Raw genomic sequence first — 22,149 nt, forward strand, 5'->3', positions numbered from 1 at the left:
TCGTCCGGATACAGGGATGCTGCTCCTGGTGGCCATGGACGCATCGGGCTCAGCGAGCTCGGCTCCATACGTCCGCGTACTTCGTGACGAGGCCGTGCTCGTCAACCTCCAAATCCGCTTGATAGGCTCCATCGTTACTCTCATAACGATAGGTATACTCGCCCGTACGCGTATATTGCTGGGGAAGGGGGGCAATGGTTAGACTCGGGAACTGAATCCAAACAGCCGTCATGGACGCGCTCTCTCCAGGCCTCAGCTTCAAGCGTCGGATCGGCAAGGAATTGGTGGAGGGGGTAATTCCGAGGTCAATGTCGGTCACGCCGGCAAATGCGGTGAGCTCGGTATCGCCGTCCCACCAGCGGCCGTCATCATCCCGCTCCAGGTGAAGGCACTGAACTTCCGTGCCGATTGAGAGCTTAATCTTTACCTTCCGGGTCTGCCAACTGCGGGTGGTTTCAACCTCATAGGAGCAGTGAAGCGGCCGACCTTCCAGGCTGGCTACGACCATTCCGGTGAGCGTAAATCCGTGATGATGTCGATAGAGCCGACCATGCTCCAGAGAGGGGAGATCGTGTCTGTTCCAGAGCAGCGACTGCAGGAGCTGATCCGAGTTTGTGTTCAATAGTCCGTTTGGTTTCATTTCTTCTTCAACGTGCATATTGTCGTTCATGTGAGATCCCGTCCTTTATCAAAAGAGTATGAATGCGCATACATTCCCTTAACTTCGTTTACCTCGTAATTTGCTTAGTCCCCGTATACTTGCAGTTGTACCTTTTCCTTGTTCCGAGCCGTGCTCTGATCCTCTCTTAAATCCATTGCGGGGGTGACCGCTTGTGCTTCTCGCCCTGCTTCTCCAACTGCGGATATCCCGTTCCCGCGCATCAAGCAAAAGCGGTAGAATGACGCAGTCCTTGCAGACAGCAGCTCTTCCTAGGTTTGCAGTGGAGACGTTCATCTTCACCATCATATACAAACATATGTTTGTTATGCAACTGATAAATACAGAGTATGACAAAATACGAATTCAGACAAAGGAACTTTAGGTAGTTTCACCAGATATGCTGTAAGCTTTTTTTTCTTCTTGATAGTTTTCTGATAATTACCGCTTATAGTCAAACGTAGCCACAAATGAGATGGATTTACGAAAGGAGTTTGATTTATGGGGAAGTCTTTCAAGCGTTGGCTCGTCTTGACGTTCAGCATATTTATTCTATTAACAGGATGCGGGAGCCTGAAAGATTTCACACAAAAGGTGATAGATGAAACAGAAAAAACCGCCCATTTTACATTGGATCTCGAGGAGGATACTTCATATACCATTGAGCAGCTCATCGATGATGGCCAGTTGGACAGAGTTGTTTTTGGCGGAAGACTGTATGAACTAAAGGATGAAGTCAATCCGAAGTCCAAGGGAGAGTATCTAGGGTTCATTGGGCAGACGCATTATGTGGATCAAGAGGGGAAGAGGTGGACAGAAGAGGAGCTAAAGAAGCCATATGTTTACTACAATCCGAAAGACATTCGAGAGAAACAGCCTTTGACCTACGGTTCCGCCTATCGATACAAACGGCAGCCTGAAGGCAGTTTCGACCTGATTATCATTGAGCTCAACAAAAAGCTTTTTCAAGCCAAGATGGTGCAGGGGGATTAGGGATTATCGCATCTTTGAAACATTTATTATGAAAGGATGAATGATTGTTGAAGGGTCAATTGTTAGAAATGAAGAAGGTCTCAAAAAGCTTTGGTAAGGAAAAAGTCGTAAAAGAGCTGTCGTTGCAGGTGCCTGAAAATTCCATATATGGATTGCTCGGCCCTAATGGAGCCGGAAAGTCCACCACACTTAAGATGCTGACCGGCATCATTACACCGACATCCGGCAGCATTTGGTTTGATGGTCATATCTGGAGTCGGCGGGACCTTGGCCAAATCGGAGCGCTGATCGAATCCCCACCCATTTATGAAAATTTAACAGCTTTCGAAAATTTGAAGGTTCGGAGTCTGCTGCTCGGACTGCCGGACTCTCGGATCAAGGAAGTTTTAAATATTGTAGATCTTCAGTATACAGGCAAAAAAACGGCAAGCCAATTTTCTATGGGGATGAAACAGCGGCTAGGTATAGCGATTGCCCTTCTGAATCGTCCCCGGTTGCTTATCCTGGATGAGCCTACCAACGGCTTGGACCCGGTTGGAATTCATGAACTTAGGGAGCTTATTCGTACCTTCCCCCGTCTAGGTATGACCGTGATTCTCTCAAGCCATATACTGTCCGAGGTTGAACAAATCGCCGATCGTATCGGTATCATCAGCCAAGGCGTTTTGGGATATCAGGGAGAGATCCAATCAGGACAAAATTTGGAGCAGTTATTTATGGACGTGGTTGCTGCCCATAGGATCAGAGGTGGGGTAGTACAATGATGGATTTCCTTCGGTCAGAGCATCTGAAACTGAAACGCACATTCTCATTGAAGCTGCTTATCCTAGTCCCTTTCGCAAATGTGGCATTTTCTTTCATCATGAATCCCATGTATTTTGTATCCAATACGATCAATTGGTGGTCCATTCTGTTCCTGCCGCTCACGATTGCGCTATGGTGCTGCCTGACACATCAAAAGGAACAGCGAGCTTCGAGTTATTCCGGCGTCTATCTGCTACCGGTTTCTGTGAAAAAAATATGGTTTGCGAAGCAGTTAGTAATTTCTATCTATTCCCTTGCTGCGATGATGGTTTATCTTGTTGTAATGGGCATTGCCGGCATGCTGTTATCCGGAGAGCTTATCGTTAATGTTAGGACTCTTGTGGCTGTTTTGGTACTCTGGATCACAACGCTTTGGGAAATTCCTTTGTGTTTATGGCTGGCTCGGAAATGGGGAGCGGCCTTGGCCATGGGATTCAACATTGTGTGTGCATTGGGGTTTGGAATTCTGCTCTCTGCTCGGACGTTATGGTGGGCATGTCCATGGAGTTGGTCCATTCGGCTGATGTCTCCGGTTGTCAAGGTACATCCCAATGGAACCTTGCTTGAACAAGGACATCCCCTTCTTGAGTTGCAGGTTCTTCCGATTGGAATCGGTTTGTCGATATTGCTGACCCTACTCCTATGTTTATGGACGATGCAGCGATTTGAGCCACAAAAAAGCGCATAAACAATAGGGAGGGTAAAGTAGGAGTATGAGTTTGTGGAGATGTTTAAGAGCGGATTTGTTAAAGCTTCGAAGAACCAAGATTTTATGGATTCATGTTGCGATTCCAGTCGTATGTGCAGTGCTTTTTCTGGGTTACTTCCATGGTAGAAAGACGGATTCTTTTCAGATGTATTCCTTTTACATGGAGAGCATCGGCGTTGCACTGCCCTTGCTTCTTGGGATGATCACCGGCTTGATGGTTTACCAAGAAAGACGTGCAGGGCACTTTCAAGTACTTCTTAGCGGTTCCGCATCCCGCTTATCAGGATATACGAGCAAGCTGCTGCTCTTGATTTTATTCGAGGCTTTTTCGATTCTTTTGGCTGTAGTACTATGGGTAGCAGGGATGAAGTGGGTATTGCACTTGACCGATATTCCTTTGTGGAGTTACTTTTACGGATGGCTTTGGCTTACAGGTTCCAGTCTATTGATATGGATCGTACAACTTTTTTCAGCCTTTATGTTTGGAATGGGTGCTTCGATTCTATTGGGAGGCGCAGGGCTTCTGTTATCGGCACTTATGGCGACAGGGTTGGGAGAAGGGATATGGATGTATGTCCCTTGGGCCTGGGGAGTTCGTTTCAGTGGGTTAACCGGCCTATTGCAAGAAGGAACCTTGCCGATGGAATTGGTGGACTATGTTCAAGATGAGTTAAAGCAGGGGCTTGTGTTTGCGACTTTGCTAACTTTAGCCGGTCTGGTTTTAAGTATGATCTGGTTTCGCCGATGGGAAGGCAAGCAAGCGCATGAATAGGCTGTTATTATAGGGAAAGACGTGATAGAAATGGCCAAAATCTTGGCGATTGACGACGACTCTGACATTTTAGCATTAATATCCAATATTTTGCATCGCGACCAACATGTCGTGATAACCCTTCAGGAAGTTACAGACATTAATCCAGAATTTTTTCAAGAATACGATCTGATCCTTTTGGACGTCATGATGCCTTATGTGGATGGCTTTGAGCTATGCAGGAGGATTCGGGGGTTTGTCAGCTTCCCCATTCTCTTTCTTACAGCCAAATCCCAAGAGGAGGATGTGGTTAACGGCTTGATGACGGGAGGGGATGATTATATTGCAAAACCGTTTGGCGTAAAAGAGCTGCGTGCGCGGGTAAATGCCCATTTGCGGAGGGAATCCCGGGAAAAGAACGTATCGAGGATGACCGTCGCGGGGGTTACTTTTGATTATGACGCCAAAGAAGTGTGGGTGGGGGAGCAACAGGTTCGGTTAACCCCCAATGAGTATAAGATATGCGAAATGCTTGCCAGACGAAAGGAGCGGGTATTCAGCCGGGAAGAAATCCATCAAGAGATATATGGAATCGATGGGGATGCCCTGTTTACTACGATTACGGAGTTTATACGGTCAATCCGCAGTAAATTTAATGCGTGTGGAGTGTCTCCGATCTCGACGGTCTGGGGAGTGGGCTACCGATGGCAAAAAGAATGAAACAGACAACTCTACGTGTAGAGCTGCTCAAATACGTCATTTCATTAACCGTGTGTCTCGTTTCAATCGTACTTATAGGCGTATTCCTAAACCAGCTCGCCATTAATTCAGGGCTTGTGGTAAACGCTAATTATGATGAACGACGCGTGCTTGAAGCTGAGTCGATGATACAGGAAACTCCCCAATTCAAGAGGGAGCTGGTTCCCGATGAGATCCCGTTCGTTGTGCTGAAAAAGCCTGCGCTTGAAGTGGTAGATGGATCACTGGATGCTGCGGGAATGTCCTCGGCCATTCGGGCGATCCAGAACAGGACGGCTTACCAGGGACAATCGGTATACCGGGTCGTTGAGAGAGAGGATGCATACGTTGTTTTACATTATAAGGTTCGTACGCGCTTTACCTCACCGTTTTTAAGGGAGCATTTTCCGGATTATGAAGTGACAACCATCGCGCTGGGCATTGTATTGATCATAGGTGTGGTGTTGGCTGTCACTTCGGTGTTCGCGAGGAGACTTCAACGCCAATTCGACCGTATACAGGAGCTGACCCGAAGCATTCAAAACCAGGATCTGAGTCTGGAAGCGCAGGGGTCCCCGATTAAAGAATTCGATGATGTCATGACCTCCCTTCAGGAGATGGCAAAGGCGTTAGAGGCCTCACTGAAAGCGCAGTGGAAAACAGAAACTCGAAAGCGGGAACAAATCGCTGCCTTGGCCCATGATATCAAGATTCCGGTAACGATTATTAAAGGAAATGCCGAACTGTTAAATCTTGATGAACAGAGCGAGGAGCATGCGGGATATACCGAATATATCTTGAATGCGAGCAATAGGATCGAACATTATGTTAACATGCTTATTCAACTGTCCAAGGCCGAGCAGGACATGGCGATCATTAAGAAACCGACCTGTCTTAAGGATTTTATAGATGAACTCGTTCAGGACTTTACGGGTTATATCGGACATCGGAGGATTGAGCTTGAATTCGATGTTATGGAAGGATTGAAGATTGAACAGTCGACGATCTACATAGACAAAGCGCTGCTTCATCGAGCATTGATGAATATCTTGACAAATGCCGTGGATTATTCGCCTAATGGAGGGAAGATAGGACTCACGTTAATCAAGCGAGACCAACTCCTGTCATTTCGTGTGACTGACAGCGGACCGGGCTTTACCCTTGAGGACCTCGAGCAGGCTACCCAGTTGTTTTACATGGGAGACAAGAGCCGCACAGCTACAGGACACTACGGAATCGGATTGACCTTTGCCAGCAATGTTGCAAAGCTCCATCATGAAACTTTAACGCTTCGCAATCTTCAATGGCAGGGTGGAGCTGAGGTTACATTTCGAATTCCCATCGATCGAAGTCACTGACTCCGTGGCTTCGGTCTATTTGATTTGCCATGATTTGGAGGGGCTGTACCGAATTAATTTCCGGAGCAGTCCCTTCATCGTGTGACTTTCCGATATGCCGAAGAAATATTATGTTATTTGGAGTGACATCGAAGCCAGAGCAAGCAGGGCAAACTCTTTCCCCGGGTGAGCTGATGGATACCTACCCTCGGTTCTTAACCAGCACTCCACAGAAACAAGATCGGTTGAAAATGCCGCATTGCACCAGAACCCCACCCATAAAACGCTTATTCCGTATATGGACTTGAAAACGTATGTGAAGTAATATGAAAAGATCGTATATCTCATACGGCATCATTTCATCAAGAGTAGGGGTACAGCTTCCATGAACATACCTAAACAACGCATCAAAATCAGTCTAGCCATGGTTATGCCTGCGCTGGTTTCATTATCCATTCTCATGACGATGTCGATTATGTTCTATATCCAGTATAAAAACGAGAAACGATCCTTATACAACAACACCATGTCGCTTAATTTATCCTCCGCACAAAAAATGGCGGTTACCCTTGAAGCGATTTTCTCAGGGATGCGCCAAAGTCTTCGCGCCTCTGCCAACAATCCGGCTATTGAGGCCAGCGCGGCATCCGATCAAAAGGAGCTGCAGGTCATTTTTGATCTGATGCTGCAGAGCAGCCCTTATTTCAACTCCGTATTTTGGGCCGATCAAGCGGGTACCATTCGCGTGGTTTCTCCTGTGGGGAATAATTTGAATCAGGCCCGATTAAAAACGGAGGGGACTACGGAGGCGCTACAGGAGAGAAAGTCCTATATATCTGCACCGTATAGAACGCCTGCCGGACGCTGGATTGTTCTTGCGAGCGAGCCGATTTTTGACAGCTCCGGCGAGTATCACGGTATGATTGCCGGCACAATCTACTTGGAAGAGAACAATATATTGCATCGGATCTTCGGTTCCGGTGCGGGGAATGAGGAAGAATCCTACTCCTATATCGTGGATGCCCGCGGGAGGCTGCTCTATCATCTGGATAAAAGCCGGGTAGGGGAGGACGTAAGCTCTAACGGCGTGGTAAAGCGGCTCATGAGCGGCGAGAGCGGCATGCAGCGTGTCATGAATACGGATGGTGACGATTATTTGGCCGGTTATGCCAGCGTTGCAATGAATGGCTGGGGGATTGTCATGCAGACGTCGGTAAGTTCCATTCTGGCCGATGTCGACCGCAACTTGGAAGACCAACTGAGAAGCATGCTTTTTCCGATCGTGCTTATGTTGGTCATAGCCGCCTATACGGCTGCAAGAATTGCCGCTCCGTTTACCCGGCTGTATAAATTAACGAAAATGGTAGCAGCGGGACAAACGGTGTCTTCTCAGGAATTCCGGCCGCATTGGAATCGGGAAGCCGATCAATTGAACCGGATCATGGGGGTGGCTGCCGAATCGCTGGCCAAGCAGACCCTTTCGTTACAGCAGGAAGCCATCACGGATCCATTGACGGGGCTGTCCAATCGCCGAGAGCTGGAACGCTGCCTTGATTCATGGGAAGCGCTTAGGGATCCATATGCTGTTTTAATGCTGGACATTGACCATTTTAAAAGCGTAAACGATACATATGGCCATCAAACCGGCGATCAGGTCCTGAAGCTGGTGGCGGCGGTCATGAACGATTGCGTTCCAGAGGGTGCGGTCTGCTCTCGTTTCGGCGGGGAGGAGTTTGTCATTCTTCTTCGGAAGCATAGTATGGATGAAGCCTATCGTTTGGCTGAGCGAATTCGCAATGCGATTCAGAATTCCAAAACGCCTTATTCGCTAACACTTACCGTATCGATCGGCGTCTCCTTGTATCCCGAACATGGCAACCGAGAGGATGTATTCCAGGCAGCGGATATGGCGTTATACCGGGCGAAGGACGAAGGACGTAACCGGACGGTCTCGGCAGGATAATCGGTGTAAAAACAACTTATGCGTTGTATTCAGCAAGGAGACTGTCTCAATGAGACAGTCTCCTTTTATAAATTCAATAACTTCTCCATAATCTTGACGTCCACGAACTTGCCATCCAAGATGCCTTGGTTTTCAAGAACACCGACGTCGCGGTATCCCAGTTTATGATATAGGCCTTGACCGTTTTGATTAAATGGAAAGGTGAACAACACGATTTTATAAAACCTTTGTTCCTTTGCAATTACCTCAAGACGCTGAAGCAGCAAACTTCCGATTCCTTGGCCTCTGAATGCCCGATCGATGTATATGGATAGGTCGGCAACACCGTCATAAGCACATCGCTGCGAGTAAGGGTTGAGGGAAGCCCAGCCGATCACCTCGCCAGCGAACTCGGCTACAATGACAGCGTAACGATCTTGGTGTTGTTGGAACCAGTTATTCATATATGCAATATCCTTTACATCCATTTCAAGGGTTGCAATCCGATCCTCGATTCCTTGATTATAAATGTTCAAGATTCGTTCCATATCGTCATTGACTGCTGCTCTAATCGAAGCGGTGTTCACTGTTGGTTCCCCCTATAAATCATAATTATTTATTCAGATATTGGGCCGCAGCATTTACTGGATTTGGCCATTGCATCGTTGAAAATCTTAACGGAGTGAAGCACGGTTTCTTTTTCGAACTCGGTCATATACGAAAATACTTCGTTCAGGTAGTCATTCATTTGTTGATCAATGGTAGCCGCTATAAACTTTCCCTCCATCGTAAGAGCCAGCGTATAAACTCTTCGGTCCTGTGGATCCTGAGTTTTTTTCACTAAATTCATTTTGATTAGGGATTGTACCTGTCTGCTAAACGTCGTAATGTCGGTTCCAAGCGTATCTGCAATCTGTTGCATGGAAGGGTTGTGCTGCCGATCCACTTCGTATAGGATGTGGCTTTGTACTAATGTGACATCGTTTCCTCCAACACTGCAGCAGTTTTTATTAAGTAGTCCAAACCTTCGGGTCATGATCTGAAACAGCTCGCGAGCATTTTCCATTGTTGAATCACCTCTTGTATTAGTTATACAACACATATTTGCAATATGCAAATATGTGTTGGAATCCATATAAAATAATGATTTGCAGTTCAATAAGCTGGGTGAATGATTATTAAATCAAAATATTTTGATTTAGCCCTTGAATATGAAATTACATCATGATATGCTTCATTCATCAAAATTAATTGATGGATGGTGGAAAATCCATGATGAATTACTATATCATGGAAAGATTGATTGAGTTTCAACAAAAAGAAATAGAGCAGAAAGCACGACATGTCTGGAAGCGGTTGGAATCAGATTATCCGAGACAGTCGACGATGAACTCTTCGGCCCATGTCACTTTACAACCAGCCGCTGTTTGTTGCTGCTGCTAAATGGAGGTTACGGATATGATCAAAGAACTGAATGTTATCCAGGGATCCAGCGAGACTGTTGATTTTACCCAATACGAGGCTAAGTTCAAAGCATTGGCGGATCAGAAAAGACTGAAAATCATGCATGAACTCAGCCAAAAAGGAAGCGTCTGCGTCTGTGACCTGATGGAAATTATGGAAATGCCTCAGTCTAAGCTATCCTATCACCTCAGAGTCCTACTCGATGCCCAATTGGTCACTCTCGAGACCAGAGGAACCTGGAGCTATTATGAATTAAATCATGCTGTAGTCAACCGGTTGCTTTCACCGGATTTGTGCTGCATTTTCCGTACAATGGATGCCAAGCAGAGTGGATGCTGCTCATAAGATCCGCAAGAACTGTTGGTTTTCTATTGTACTCCTAATTTAACTTATAGTTGCAAAATACAAGTTATTAAGTTTGTTTATAGATTAAAACAGATTTCTTCTTTATTTAGTTAATAAATCAAAAAAATTGATAAATAGAAATGTAGGAGGATTTATGGATGAAAAACATTGAATTTAAGGTAGCTCCAACATCTTGCTGTACACCCCTGGTATCAAATAAAACTAAAGAAACGGTCAAGGAGGAGCATGCGTCCTACAACAATAATCTGCCGATCGCGATTATCGGTGCCGGACCGATTGGCTTGGCAGCCGCAGCGCACTTGGCGGAGAGAGGACAAAAATTCATCCTTTTTGAAGCAGGGCCCAGCATTGGTCAAAACATCCTGCAATGGGGACATGTACGTCTTTTTTCACCATGGCAGTATAACATCGATAAAGCCGCTGAGCGTCTTTTACGCAATCAAGGGTGGCAGCCTCCCGTTCTAACGGATTTGCCTTTTGGTCAAGAGTTGGTTCATCAGTATTTGGAGCCTGTGGCGAAATTGCCTGAACTGGAGCCTTACATTAGGTTGAATTCCAAAGTCATCTCCATAACGAAGAAGAACACAGATAAAATGAAATCCGCAAATCGTGAAGCTGCGCCGTTTGTACTATATGTTGAAACAAGCGTCTCCACCGAGCGGTTTGAAGCACGGGCGGTGATCGATGCCTCCGGGACTTGGGGTCATTCGAATCCGCTGCATGCAGACGGGATATGGACACGTGAAGAGCGTGATCTGAAAGATCGCATTTATTATGGAATTCCGGATCTATCAGGAGAACAAAGGCAGAAGTATACAGGGAAACGTGTAGCAGTTGTAGGAGGCGGGCATTCGGCGATCAACACATTACTGGATCTAGCCAAGCTTAAAGAGACGGATTCGGATACGGAAATCATTTGGGTGATGAGAAAGAAATCGGTGGAAGAAGCTTACGGTGGGGAAGAGAATGACCAATTAGAGGCACGAGGAACACTTGGAAGTCACATTCACCAGCTGATTGATGCCGGCGAAATCCAAGTGGTTACTCCATTCATGATCGAAGGGCTTTCCAAAAACGATGGAAGAATGACAATCATTGGGAATGTAAACAGCGAATCCAAGGAAATCCAAGAAATCGACGAAATGATCGTAAATACGGGAAGCCGACCGGATTTCTCATTCTTGAGTGAGATTAGACTTAGCATTGATCCTGCTACGGAGAGTGTTGAAGCGCTTGCGCCCCTAATCGATCCCAACGTGCACAGCTGCGGAACCGTAAGACCCCATGGCGAAAAAGAGCTGCGTCATGTAGACAAGAACTTTTATCTCGTTGGAATGAAAAGTTATGGCCGGGCACCAACCTTCCTTATGGCAACAGGCTACGAACAGGTTAGATCCATTGCGGCATATCTCGATGGAGATATGGAATCAGCATTAAAAGTTGAACTAGAGCTGCCCGAGACCGGCGTGTGTGGAATTAGCAGTACTCCGAATGCCAACGATTGTTGTATGCCTGCTGCCTCATCTACTTCGGAATGCAATTAATATGAAGGGGTTATATACATGATGAATTTATTGAATCGTGAACTTATACAGGTTGTAATAGACCATGCACTTCAAAAGGATCTACTTCGGGGTCATTTCGGTTTAGAAAAAGAAAATGTACGGGTCGAACAAGATGGAAAACTTGCATTGACACCCCATCCAGAAGCCTTTGGGAATAAGACGGATAACCCTTATATTCAAACTGATTTTTCAGAGAGTCAAATCGAGCTGATAACCCCCGCGTTTGAGTCGATTGAAGAGACTTATTATTTCATGGAAGCCTTGCAAGACATTGTTTCTGTGGAATTAGAAGGGGAATATTTGTGGCCAAGCAGCAATCCTCCCATGCTGCCCGAAGAGAAAGAAATTCCTATTGCCAACATGAGCGATCCCATTGCGGACGACTATCGAAGTGAACTGGCGGATAAGTATGGTCGTAAAAGACAGTTGTTAAGCGGAATTCATTATAATTTCTCGTTTGATGAGAAATTTCTTGCAAAACTATATAATACCCAGGTGCTGCACAAAGACTTTAAGGAGTTCAAAGATGCAATTTACTTTAAAGTAGCCCGTAACTTGATGAGGTGCCGTTGGCTGCTTATTTATTTAACAGGGGCAAGTCCTGTTTTTGATAATACCTATATTGAGCAGTGTGTTAAATTAGCGAATACCCATGATAATAAAAGTTATTATTTTCCGATCATGAACTCACTTCGGAACAGTATGTGCGGCTATCGGAATGATAAATCGTATTATGTTTCTTTTAATTCGGCCAAAGAGTACGTTCATGACTTAAACAGGCTGATTCAACAGAATGAATTACTGAGCGTAAAGGAATTTTACAGCCCCGTCCGCATAAAAACCGAAAAGGGGATCAACCCCTGCCAGGAGCTTGTGGAAGATGGGGTAGCATACTTAGAGCTTCGATTTATGGATATCAATCCACTTCACAAGATTGGAATAAGTAAAGAAATGATGCACTTTATACATTTGTTTATTCTCTTTATGCTGCTTAAAGTAGATGAATCCTTCCATGAGGAAGATCAAAGGATAGCTGAAGAAAACCAAGATCAGGTGATTATGGAAGGTATTAAAGGTTATTTAAACGAGCCGGAATATAGTCAGTTCACGATGGAGGAAATGGCACTCGCTGTTATCGATGAGATGAAGGATATGGTGAAGCTCTTGTTTCCTAAGAATGAGGATTATCAGCACATTCTGGACAGTGAAAAGCAAAAGATTCTTCATACGGAGTTGAATGTTGCACATAGGGTGAAGTCTGACATTCAAAAATCATCCTATCTGACATACCATTTGGAAAAGGCGAAAACATACGCTCAGGACAGTATGCAAAACGGATACCGTTTTGCAGGGTATGAGGATCTCGAATTATCAACTCAACTGCTCTTAAAGGCAGCGGTGAAACGTGGCATACGCTTTAAATGGATGGATCGGGATGAGAATTTTGTATTACTATCAAAAGGTAATCATCAAGAGTATGTGAAGCAAGCTACGAAAACTTCCCTGGACTCCTATAGTACGGTGTTAATAATGGAAAATAAGGTGGTTACGAAAGAAGTCCTCAAACAACATGGAATTCGTGTACCGTCAGGGGAAGCGTTTCAGAGCTTGGATGAAGCCATGTCCACCTATGAAACCTACCACGGCACTCCCATCGTGATAAAGCCCAAATCAACCAATTTTGGATTGGGCATTACGATCTTCAATCGAGATTATTCGAGAGAGGATATGAAAAAAGCGTTTGAAATCGCATTTACTCACGATCAAACGGTTCTTCTTGAGGAATTTATGACAGGAAAAGAATATCGCTTTCTGGTCATGGGTGATCAAGTTGTAGGGGTCCTGCATCGTGTGCCTGCAAATGTCGTCGGTGACGGTGTTCACACGATCGAACAGCTTGTTCATGAGAAGAATAAAGACCCACTTCGAGGTAAAGGGTATAAGACGCCCCTTGAGAAAATTCAGTTAGGGGAAGCAGAAGCGATGTTTTTGAAAAATCATTCTATGAGTTGGAACGATATACCCCAACAAGGGGAGGTTATCTATCTGAGAGAAAATTCGAATATTAGTACGGGTGGAGACAGTATCGATTTTACGGATGAAATGCCAAATAGCTACAAGGAACTTGCCATTCAATCAGCTAAAGCTGCAGGAGCGACCCTATGTGGTGTGGATATGATGATTGATTCTTTGGAGGAAGAAGCAACCGATACCAATTACAGCATTATAGAAATCAACTTCAACCCAGCGATTCATATCCACTGCTACCCTTATATCGGAAAGAATAGAAGGGCAGATGAAAAGATTCTGGATTTATTGTTTGGTTAGTTTCGATTACGGCGATGTAAGTTGATTCCATCGGGAAACGTGTCGCAGGAAACCAGGGATGCACGCTGGTGTTGTTGAATGAGAAATTATTGGGAGTTGAGTTTACACACTTGAAATCAAGGGCGATTTCGATTAGCATATAAGCATTAACTTATATGGTTATGATTCGGTCGAAGTGATCTTTTAAGGAAGGAGGGGGCCTTATTGGAGCAAATGAACGAGATGGCCGAGAAACTCAAATTGCTTGGAGATAAAACTAGGCTTACCATGTTGACGCTCCTTAAGGAAAGAGAATGGTGCGTTTGCGAGTTTGTAGATATTTTTGATATGTCACAACCTGCAATCAGCCAGCACTTAAGAAAGCTTAAGTCTCAAGGGATCGTTAATGAAGCCAGACGAGGCCAATGGGTTTATTATTCATTGCATGTTGCGGATAAGCCATATATCCAAGCCGTGTTAAATGAGATGCCAAGTGCTCAAGAAGTACTGTCTTCCTTAAATAGGGAAATTAAGTGTGCTTGTGATTAATCATGCTAATAGGGATATTTAGCATAAAATTGAGGGATGTAAACTATTATCTCTGCTCATTATATAAGAATATAGTTATATATTGATTCTTGAAAAAACATTTATTCTAGTTCAGCGTGTAATTGGAGGGTTTGAACATTGGTTTCTGTTGTTCTGGCTAGCATCATTTTTCTGGTCACGTTAGTTTTTGTCATTTGGCAGCCTAAAAATCTATCCATTGGATGGTCGGCATGCGGGGGGGCAGTACTGGCACTGCTCGTTGGAGTCGTCGACTTTCAGGATGTATGGGATGTCACTCAGATCGTGTGGAATGCAACGCTCGCCTTTGTCGCGATCATTATCATTTCATTGATCTTGGATAAGATCGGTTTATTCGAGTGGGCCGCCTTACATATGGCGAATGCTGCTCGAGGAAACGGGATCCGGATGTTTGTGTACGTATCCGTTCTTGGAGCTGTTGTCGCCGCTTTTTTCGCAAATGACGGTGCGGCTCTGATCTTAACTCCGATTGTGCTGGCTATGGTACGAGCGCTGAATTTCGACGAAAAGAAGGTATTCCCCTTTATCATCGCAAGCGGCTTTATTGCGGACACGACCTCTCTTCCGCTTGTGGTCAGCAACCTGGTGAATATCGTATCGGCCGATTTCTTCGGAATTACGTTTACCGAATATGCGAGTCGTATGTTGGTTCCCAATCTGTTCTCTTTAGCAGCGAGTGTCCTGGTGCTGTATCTGTTTTTCCGCAAAAGCATTCCGCGAAAGTTTGACGGCACCCAGCTTAAGCATCCATCAACGGCAATTCAAGACCCTGCCATGTTCCGTTTATCCTGGATCGTGTTGAGTGTGCTCCTTATCGGTTACTTTGTGTGTGAATTTGTTGGTATTCCGGTATCGATCGTAGCTGGCGTTATCGCGATTTTCTTCCTCCTGATGGCAAGAAAAAGTCCGGCTGTGCAAACAAAGGAAGTACTCCAAGGTGCTCCTTGGGCCATCGTGTTTTTCTCCATCGGCATGTATGTGGTCGTATATGGCTTACGTAACGCGGGTCTTACGGATCTTCTGGCCAGTGTCATTCAGAGCATAGCGGACCAGGGACTGTTTGCGGCAACGATGGGGATGGGATTTATCGCTGCGATAATTTCCTCCATCATGAACAATATGCCAACGGTGATGATTGATGCACTCGCCATCGATGCGACAAACACGTCGGCTGCTATCAAAGAGGCATTAATTTATGCGAATGTTATTGGCGCCGATTTAGGTCCCAAAATCACGCCGATCGGTTCGCTGGCCACCCTGCTGTGGCTGCATGTCCTTTCGACCAAAGGCGTGAAGATTAGCTGGGGAACCTACTTTAAGACAGGGATCATATTAACCATCCCAACGTTATTTATAACCCTCCTAGGTTTATATATCTGGTTGACCATACTTTAATTCAAGCGATAGGGGAGAGACACGAATATGGAAAAAAAGACACTTTATTTCTTGTGCACAGGCAACTCATGCCGCAGCCAAATGGCGGAAGGATGGGCCAAGCAGCATCTGGGTGATGATTGGAATGTTTACAGCGCCGGCATCGAAGCTCACGGCCTGAACCCTAATGCCGTCAAAGCGATGAATGAGGTAGGTATTGATATTTCGAAACAAACGTCCGATGTCATTGATCCGGAGCTGTTAAATCAAGCCAACCTGGTGGTCACCTTATGCGGTGATGCTGCCGATCGTTGTCCGGTGACACCTCCGCATGTTCGCCGCGAGCATTGGGGATTCGACGATCCTGCCAAGGCACAGGGCACCGATGAAGAAAAATGGGCTGTTTTTCAGCGTGTTCGCGATCAAATCGGCGAGCGTATTCAAACATTCGCTGAAACCGGCGAGTAATATAACAGGATTTTGAGCCGGGAGCTTTCCCGGCTTTTTTCCATGAAGGCTCTTTGAAGGCCTATTGAATCACGGCGCGCAGAGCTTGAGCGAACTTGGATATTCCGGAGGGGATATTCTCAGCCCTGGCACGGCCATATGTGAATCGCACATATCCGGAAGCTGAACCGTACACGCTTCCCGGCGCAAAAATAACGCCATTTTGAATGGAGGTTTCCAGCAGCTTGCTGTCATTCACTTCCGGTACGATTTTGCACCAGAGATGCAAGCCGCCCTCCGGTACATGAAAATGAACCAGGCCTTGCAGTTCTTTCTGAAGGGCCTCTATCAGTAAATCCCGCTTGTATAGTAGGCTCGCTCTCAGCCTGTCCAGGTGGGGGGCAAAATAGGATGAGTTGAGAAATTGGCCGGCTAGGCTTTGGGGCACCACGCTCAGTCCGAAATCCATTTGCTGCCTGGCGTCTGCGAGCCGCTCCACAACCGTGTTCGGGGCAACCATCCAGCCTACTCGGAGGCCGGATGCAGCTATTTTCGAAAGTGACCCGATGTACAGCACCGACCCGACGGAATCGACGGATTTCAAAGGGGCAGGCGGCGGACATTGGTAGGCGGTTAAACTGTAGGGGTCATCCTCCACGATGGGGAGCCCGAGTTCACTTGCAACATCAAGCAGCTGCGACCTTCGTTCTTGGTCCATCACGGTGCCTGTCGGGTTCTGATAATTCGGATTAATGAAGATCATCTTAATCCGGTGTTTCTTGTACAGAGAGCGAAGGTCCTCCGGCTGCACCCCTCGTTCATCAACCGGGAGCCTGAACAATCGGAGCCCTGCGGATTGAAACATCGGCAGCGAATAACAATAGGATGGATCCTCGATGGCCACAGCGTCACCAGGTGACAGCAAGCACTGTGTAATGAGATACAGCGATTGCTGGGATCCTGACGTAATCAGTATGGACGATTCGGTAGTATGAATCCCGCGATACTTTTTGAGATAGGTAACCAATGCTTGTCTGAGTGGACCATATCCTTGCGGATTGTCATAACCGAAATAGGACAGACTGGGTTTCTGGCTCATCAACGTATTCATTTCTTGGATCGGTGCCAAATCCCCGGCGAGCTCCCCGCTGGCAAAATCAATCAAAGAAGGATCATGCGCCAACGCTTCCCGAATCCGGCGGAGAAAAGGGGGGTTAGGCAGAAAATTTCCTCCCTCAGCGTAACGGCGCCAGTTCGGCGTATGCTTCGGCGTGGCGCCCCACTTGGAACTGCTGACCCGCGTACCGCTCCCGGAACGGCTCTCTATGATTCCCAGCGCCCGAAGCTCCGAGTAAGCCAGAACCACGGTGCTTCGATTAACTCCGATTTGCTCCGCCAGTTTTCGCTCGGAGGGGAGTAAGCTGCCTGGAGGAAACTCACCGTAAGATATTCTTTGCTCCAAAGCATCAGCAATTTGCTGATATAGAGGTTGTGTGCTGTTGCGATCCGGCTTCCACACCTTCCTCATCCTTTCATGAACATATTCAGCTGTTTCTGTCTGTAATGTTAATCATATCACTATGCTTAAATGAAGGGTTTTCATAATTTCATCATTACGATGACAATCTTGATCCATTCATTTGATAAAATATGGATGGTATCTTCGATTATCAACACGCCAATTTCTTGACAAAGCACACAAACTGGAATAAAGTATAAGTTATCTAATCGTAATTATTACGATTTAATAATGGAAGAAAAGGGGGGGCTTAATATGCGAGTGACGGTAACACTGGCATGCACGGAAACCGGCGACCGTAACTATACAACGACCAAAAACAAGAGAAATCACCCGGAGCGGATGGAATTGCGCAAGTATTGTCCGCGCTTGAAGCGAGTGACGCTTCATCGGGAAACCCGTTAAAAAAGTATCCTAAGCCGGACTTATCGTCCGGCTTATTTGACTTCAAGCGAAATGAGACTACACTTAAAAGTAGCAGAATGTTGCCATGCGAGCGAGGGGGACGTATATGAACCAGGAACGACATGATTCCAGCGGTGAGCTGCTCCTGAGCACACATACCCCGGAACAGTGGAGGCGGAGAAGGCAGGAGCTTAACGAATGGATCAACAGACCCAAGGTGCGCAAACAGCCCAAACGGACGCGGTTATTCGGCGATACTTCTGTCGATGAGCAGTTATATCCGATATTGATCCAACTGCAAAAGGCAGGATTGGAGACCGAGTTTTCCTGCGCCGGCGTAAGCCCGCTGGATGAACCCGTTGATCATTCCCTGTATGCCTACCTGACGTTTTTCGCGAGTGGTCCTGCGGAGAAGTTCGCGAACATTCTGATGGGAAACATGAGACATCGAGCGCTGATTACCTATGAGCCTGCCCGTCAACGCTATGACGTGTCATCGTTTTTTATCGGACATAACCGTTCCTTCTGTCTGCTTCTGCAGCACAGTGCGGATCGGTTACTAATATAAGGAGTCGTGATCGAATGACGAGAAGCATCATTGAATGGGATGCGGGCGAATGGACAACCGAACCGGTATCGGTGACAAAAGAAGGGTACCATCTGAAGGTAGAGTCGAGAGAAGGCAGTGATTATTGGGAGAAAACCTTGTACGGATTTCAACGCGACAGCGGGCATTCACTGCTTACCTCGTGGGATCACGATGCGGCCATGGAGGTCACTTTTGAATTGGATTCCTTTACAGAACTTTACGACCAGGCTGGGATTATGCTTATGAACGCTCCGGGACAGTGGATCAAAGCAGGGATCGAGATTAATGACGGAATCCCGCAGCTTGCCACTGTCGTCACCGATGGATATTCGGATTGGTCGCTCGCGCCGGTGCCGGAGTGGGTTGGCGAGCGTGTCACGATCCGTGCCTCGAGGCTGAATGATGCAGTCATCATCAGGGCAAGAACCGGCAAGCATCCTTGGCGAACCGTCCGCGTTGCCCCATTCCCTACCGGGACAGAATGTCAGGCCGGACCTTTTGTTTGCTCGCCGACCCGTACCGGACTGAACGTAACATTCACGCATTGGGTGAGGACGGAACCGGATAGCGACATCCATGTCGACCCGCCTATTGAAGCTGAAGTGTAGGAATATGTGCGGGTTTTGGTCGAATCAAGGAACTGGAATAGCGATAAAGAGACTTCACCTGAATGTCGTTACCGGGTGAGGTCTCTTTTATATGCCGGTCCTCTGTATCAATTGCCACAGCGGGCATGCTGCGTGTATTGATATATTGAAGGTGGACACACGAACCTGCGAAATATTGATCACGTCCAGCAAAGGGGATACAACCATATGCCAAGCAAAGAAAGTGTTGCTATTAAAGAACGGTTGACCGCAGAGGGATTTCATCATAAATGGGAAAATGCCGGAACGATTCGGCAATATATCGAAACCTTGCCTCCGTATCCTGCACTTTCAGAGGAACAGGAAGGATTGGAAACCCGTTGTTTTCACAGCGGATCCGGCTTGAGTATGAATTATTATATATCGCATGCCGCGATGGAACAGGGGACCATCGTTTATATGCACGGCGGTGCTTATATCGAAGAGATTCTTCCACCCCATTTCGCTTTTGCCAAACAGTGGACGAAGCGAACCGGATTCACCGTCATCATACCGAATTATCCCACCGTCCCGGCTATAGATGCGAAGAAGCTGACGGGGCTGATGCGCGAATTTTACAAGTACATCTGCGCCCAGACGGGGAGTCCGGTATTTCTAATGGGTGATTCGGCAGGTGGAGCGCTGGCTCTCGATATGGCCCAATCGGTAAAAGGAACGCCGCTTGTCCCAAAGGGATTAATTCTGCTCTCGCCATGGGCGGATGCAGCCACGGACAACCCCCAGATTGCCGCACTCGCTATACCGCAGCGTGACGTCTTTCTACAGCCGGCCGGACTCGGAGAGGTCGGTAGGATGTATGCAGGAAGCCTTCCTGTGGACGACCCAGCGGTCAGTCCTTTGTTCGGCGAGATGGGAGGCCTTCCCCGCACGGTCATCCTTGTCGGAACCGATGACTCCTTGCTGCCGGACGCTCGTTTGCTGCGCGATAAACTGGTCCGAGAAGGTGTTAATGCCGAGTATTGGGAATACGAGAACATGATGCATGTGTGGCCTCTGTTTCCGATGCCTGAAGCCGAAGAAGCACTGGAGCGGATGCATCAATGGGTGGCGTGCAATGGAGGCAAGCCCTAATGGAGGGTGAAGGACCATCCAATTGGATGGTCACAACTGTCGCGCAATTGGATGGTGTGCATTAGTCGATTGTTCATTATAATGAGGCAGAAATGACAAATGAATGATTATTACGGTTGATCCTGATGCCTCAGGTTCTATAATAGAATGTATATAATGAATAATCGAATGGGGTTGTTTGTGGTTGGTTATGTATATTATCGTCATCGCACTGGCATTAATTGGAGGAGTTTCCACGCTTCTTGTAGGATTATCTCAGGAGAATAAGAAGGCAAACCCGAACTATGAGCGGAAAACAAAAACCAATCTCACGAAGCTGCTCATCATTTATCTTGTTTCGTTAATTGCGTTTATTGTGATATGGATGATGTTTAGATAATTGTAGAGGCCGTAACCTGGAATGATGACCGGGGAGCGGCCTTTTTTATTCCGATAAAGGACTTGCGGGTGAAGCCGACGAAACATGATGCTTGCCAGACTGTCCCGGTATTATGTTTTATTCATGATGATCATTGGAACCTGGGTCCATTTGATGTATTCTGGAGACATCAGCTCAACGGAAATTGTGATCATTGCTTACTTTCAGATGCGAGCTGTGTTCACTTCAGGATGGTTTATGAATGGATGAGAAGAAAGGACATCATCACTAATCGATAAGGGAGGTCTTAGGATTACATGGCATTAAACATAGGAATGATCGGCACAGGCTGGTTTAGCAAAGTACATGCGGATATTCTGTCCAATATGGATGGAGTGAATGTTGCGGCTTTTGTCGGGACGAGCCAAGAGAAAGCGGAAGCAGCGGTAAAGAACTACGCCACGGCCAGGGCATATAGTGATGTTGAGCAAATGCTGGATAAAACCAAGCCTGATGCGGTTTATATCTGCGTTCCCCCGTTTGCGCATGGCGATATCGAATCCCAGCTTGTGCAGAGGGGTATTCCATTTCTGGTAGAAAAGCCGCTTGGGACAAACCTGGCTACACCCAAACAGATTCTGCATGGGGTGAAGAAGGCTGGATTATTGACATCGGCCGGGTATCATTTTCGTTATACGGATGCAGCCATGAAGGCTGCCGAGATGCTGGATAGCCGGAAGATCGGGATGGCACTTGGCTACTGGATGGGAGACATGCCGCAGGTATACTGGTGGAGACAGCAGGAAGGCTCCGGAGGGCAATTTATCGAGCAAACCACCCATATGGTTGACCTGCTTCGCTGCCTGCTGGGAGAAGTGGATGAAGTGTATGCGGCGTTCGCCCATAGAGCCATGCAGGACATTCATGAGGGAGTAACGGTACACGACGTGGGTACCGCGACGCTGAAATTAAGGAGCGGGGCGGTGGCAACGATCTCCAACACCTGCATGCTGCCGGAATCGGATAAGGTAGGCTTGGCCATCTATACGGAGCAGGGAGTCATTGACATTCAACCCGATAAACTCATCGTCAAGGAAAAAGGAAGAATGACGGAAATCCGCAATGCAGCTAATCCTTATCTTCGAGAGAGTGAAGCTTTCATCCATGCGCTGCGCACAGGCGATGCTTCCGGAATCTTATCGACCTATGAGGATGCCGTCAAAACGATGGAAGTTACCTATGCGGCTTTGCGGTCAGCCGAAACGGGAGTACCGGTAAAGGTCGGGGAATGATCATCAACCCCTCACCGCGGTCTGTCTGAAAAGTACGTCGATCGACGTTGTTCTTATGTTCGTCGACCAGATTCATAATGATTGCATTAGGGATGTCCCATGAGATCTTCAGGTCTTATGGGACATTTTTTTTTTGTTCAAAAAGCGCTCCGTGCACGAATCGTTCCTTTCGAAGGGGTTTTTCGGGCGACAAGCCATCAACAAGGGAATTCTCTTAGGAATATA

At 46.7% G+C, this 22,149-nt stretch carries 23 protein-coding genes; 19 read left to right on the plus strand and 4 right to left on the minus strand.

The features are described from left to right. Window positions 1-49 precede the first annotated feature (49 nt). Complete coding sequence (locus MKY82_RS10495) at window positions 50-670, minus strand: putative glycolipid-binding domain-containing protein (protein WP_339296059.1); 621 nt, start codon at window positions 668-670, stop codon at window positions 50-52. 489 nt (window positions 671-1,159) lie between these two features. Here MKY82_RS10495 and MKY82_RS10500 point away from each other — a divergent pair, with 489 nt between their 5' ends. The 7 genes from MKY82_RS10500 to MKY82_RS10530 all read left to right on the plus strand — a co-directional run bounded on the left by MKY82_RS10500 (window position 1,160) and on the right by MKY82_RS10530 (window position 7,953). After that, window positions 1,160-1,651: a NisI/SpaI family lantibiotic immunity lipoprotein gene (locus MKY82_RS10500; RefSeq protein WP_220685976.1), complete on the plus strand. Its 492-nt coding sequence runs from the start codon at window positions 1,160-1,162 to the stop codon at window positions 1,649-1,651. A 47-nt stretch (window positions 1,652-1,698) separates the two neighbouring features. Next, window positions 1,699-2,415 carry a lantibiotic protection ABC transporter ATP-binding protein gene (locus MKY82_RS10505; protein ID WP_194541762.1) on the plus strand — a complete coding sequence of 239 codons (717 nt, stop codon included), beginning with the start codon at window positions 1,699-1,701 and terminating at the stop codon, window positions 2,413-2,415. Beyond that, window positions 2,412-3,143 carry a lantibiotic immunity ABC transporter MutE/EpiE family permease subunit gene (locus MKY82_RS10510; protein WP_194541763.1) on the plus strand — a complete coding sequence of 244 codons (732 nt, stop codon included), beginning with the start codon at window positions 2,412-2,414 and terminating at the stop codon, window positions 3,141-3,143. The genes MKY82_RS10505 and MKY82_RS10510 overlap by 4 nt, the downstream gene beginning before the upstream one ends. Before the next feature lie 25 nt (window positions 3,144-3,168). Beyond that, window positions 3,169-3,936 (plus strand): lantibiotic immunity ABC transporter MutG family permease subunit, encoded by a 768-nt coding sequence (locus MKY82_RS10515; protein ID WP_339296060.1) that lies wholly within the window; start codon window positions 3,169-3,171, stop codon window positions 3,934-3,936. A gap of 30 nt (window positions 3,937-3,966) precedes the next feature. Continuing rightward, entirely contained in the window at window positions 3,967-4,635 is a 669-nt protein-coding gene (locus MKY82_RS10520; RefSeq protein WP_339296061.1) for a response regulator transcription factor, read from the plus strand. Then, a complete protein-coding gene (locus tag MKY82_RS10525) occupies window positions 4,620-6,011 on the plus strand; it encodes a HAMP domain-containing sensor histidine kinase (protein WP_339296062.1) in 1,392 nt (463 codons plus the stop codon). The genes MKY82_RS10520 and MKY82_RS10525 overlap by 16 nt, the downstream gene beginning before the upstream one ends. 364 nt (window positions 6,012-6,375) lie before the next feature. Continuing rightward, the gene (locus MKY82_RS10530) at window positions 6,376-7,953 is read left to right on the plus strand and encodes a sensor domain-containing diguanylate cyclase (RefSeq protein WP_339296063.1); all 1,578 of its coding nucleotides are present in this window, start codon (window positions 6,376-6,378) and stop codon (window positions 7,951-7,953) included. Window positions 7,954-8,018: 65 nt separating this feature from the next. Here MKY82_RS10530 and MKY82_RS10535 read toward each other — a convergent pair whose 3' ends face one another. Both MKY82_RS10535 and MKY82_RS10540 read right to left on the minus strand, forming a co-directional pair. Further along, on the minus strand, window positions 8,019-8,519 hold the full coding sequence (locus MKY82_RS10535; RefSeq protein WP_220685973.1) for an arsinothricin resistance N-acetyltransferase ArsN1 family A: 501 nt from the start codon (window positions 8,517-8,519) through the stop codon (window positions 8,019-8,021). 29 nt (window positions 8,520-8,548) lie between these two features. After that, the gene (locus MKY82_RS10540; protein ID WP_220685972.1) at window positions 8,549-8,998 is read right to left on the minus strand and encodes a MarR family winged helix-turn-helix transcriptional regulator; all 450 of its coding nucleotides are present in this window, start codon (window positions 8,996-8,998) and stop codon (window positions 8,549-8,551) included. Between the two features lie 392 nt (window positions 8,999-9,390). Here MKY82_RS10540 and MKY82_RS10545 point away from each other — a divergent pair, with 392 nt between their 5' ends. The 6 genes from MKY82_RS10545 (at window position 9,391) to arsC (ending at window position 16,064) form a co-directional block, all read left to right on the plus strand. Beyond that, the gene (locus tag MKY82_RS10545; protein ID WP_220685971.1) at window positions 9,391-9,741 is read left to right on the plus strand and encodes a metalloregulator ArsR/SmtB family transcription factor; all 351 of its coding nucleotides are present in this window, start codon (window positions 9,391-9,393) and stop codon (window positions 9,739-9,741) included. Between the two features lie 158 nt (window positions 9,742-9,899). Next, window positions 9,900-11,306 carry an FAD-dependent oxidoreductase gene (locus MKY82_RS10550; RefSeq protein ID WP_339296064.1) on the plus strand — a complete coding sequence of 469 codons (1,407 nt, stop codon included), beginning with the start codon at window positions 9,900-9,902 and terminating at the stop codon, window positions 11,304-11,306. 18 nt (window positions 11,307-11,324) lie between these two features. Beyond that, a complete protein-coding gene (gene gshAB / locus MKY82_RS10555) occupies window positions 11,325-13,655 on the plus strand; it encodes a bifunctional glutamate--cysteine ligase GshA/glutathione synthetase GshB (protein ID WP_259445351.1) in 2,331 nt (776 codons plus the stop codon). Window positions 13,656-13,859: 204 nt separating this feature from the next. After that, on the plus strand, window positions 13,860-14,183 hold the full coding sequence (locus MKY82_RS10560; RefSeq protein ID WP_339296065.1) for a metalloregulator ArsR/SmtB family transcription factor: 324 nt from the start codon (window positions 13,860-13,862) through the stop codon (window positions 14,181-14,183). 138 nt (window positions 14,184-14,321) lie between these two features. Further along, window positions 14,322-15,617, plus strand: coding sequence for an arsenic transporter (locus tag MKY82_RS10565; RefSeq protein WP_339296066.1), 1,296 nt, complete (start codon window positions 14,322-14,324; stop codon window positions 15,615-15,617). Between the two features lie 27 nt (window positions 15,618-15,644). Further along, window positions 15,645-16,064: an arsenate reductase (thioredoxin) gene (arsC, locus tag MKY82_RS10570; RefSeq protein WP_220685968.1), complete on the plus strand. Its 420-nt coding sequence runs from the start codon at window positions 15,645-15,647 to the stop codon at window positions 16,062-16,064. A gap of 61 nt (window positions 16,065-16,125) precedes the next feature. On the opposite strand, the gene MKY82_RS10575 is transcribed toward arsC, so the two are convergent. Continuing rightward, a complete protein-coding gene (locus tag MKY82_RS10575) occupies window positions 16,126-17,562 on the minus strand; it encodes a PLP-dependent aminotransferase family protein (protein ID WP_339296067.1) in 1,437 nt (478 codons plus the stop codon). Between the two features lie 255 nt (window positions 17,563-17,817). Here MKY82_RS10575 and rpmG point away from each other — a divergent pair, with 255 nt between their 5' ends. The 6 genes from rpmG to MKY82_RS10605 all read left to right on the plus strand — a co-directional run bounded on the left by rpmG (window position 17,818) and on the right by MKY82_RS10605 (window position 21,924). Beyond that, a complete protein-coding gene (gene rpmG / locus MKY82_RS10580) occupies window positions 17,818-17,967 on the plus strand; it encodes a 50S ribosomal protein L33 (protein ID WP_098742858.1) in 150 nt (49 codons plus the stop codon). A gap of 106 nt (window positions 17,968-18,073) precedes the next feature. Next, window positions 18,074-18,535: a hypothetical protein gene (locus tag MKY82_RS10585; RefSeq protein WP_194541771.1), complete on the plus strand. Its 462-nt coding sequence runs from the start codon at window positions 18,074-18,076 to the stop codon at window positions 18,533-18,535. A 14-nt stretch (window positions 18,536-18,549) separates the two neighbouring features. Further along, entirely contained in the window at window positions 18,550-19,164 is a 615-nt protein-coding gene (locus tag MKY82_RS10590; protein WP_339296068.1) for a DUF1349 domain-containing protein, read from the plus strand. Between the two features lie 207 nt (window positions 19,165-19,371). Then, entirely contained in the window at window positions 19,372-20,274 is a 903-nt protein-coding gene (locus MKY82_RS10595) for an alpha/beta hydrolase (RefSeq protein ID WP_339296069.1), read from the plus strand. 190 nt (window positions 20,275-20,464) lie between these two features. Next, a complete protein-coding gene (locus MKY82_RS10600) occupies window positions 20,465-20,653 on the plus strand; it encodes a hypothetical protein (RefSeq protein ID WP_194545116.1) in 189 nt (62 codons plus the stop codon). A gap of 296 nt (window positions 20,654-20,949) precedes the next feature. Then, window positions 20,950-21,924 (plus strand): Gfo/Idh/MocA family oxidoreductase, encoded by a 975-nt coding sequence (locus tag MKY82_RS10605; protein ID WP_339296070.1) that lies wholly within the window; start codon window positions 20,950-20,952, stop codon window positions 21,922-21,924. The last annotated feature ends 225 nt before the right edge of the window (window positions 21,925-22,149 follow it).

It is taken from the genome of Paenibacillus sp. FSL W7-1279 (genome assembly GCF_037969845.1).
Classification (GTDB): domain Bacteria; phylum Bacillota; class Bacilli; order Paenibacillales; family Paenibacillaceae; genus Paenibacillus_AQ.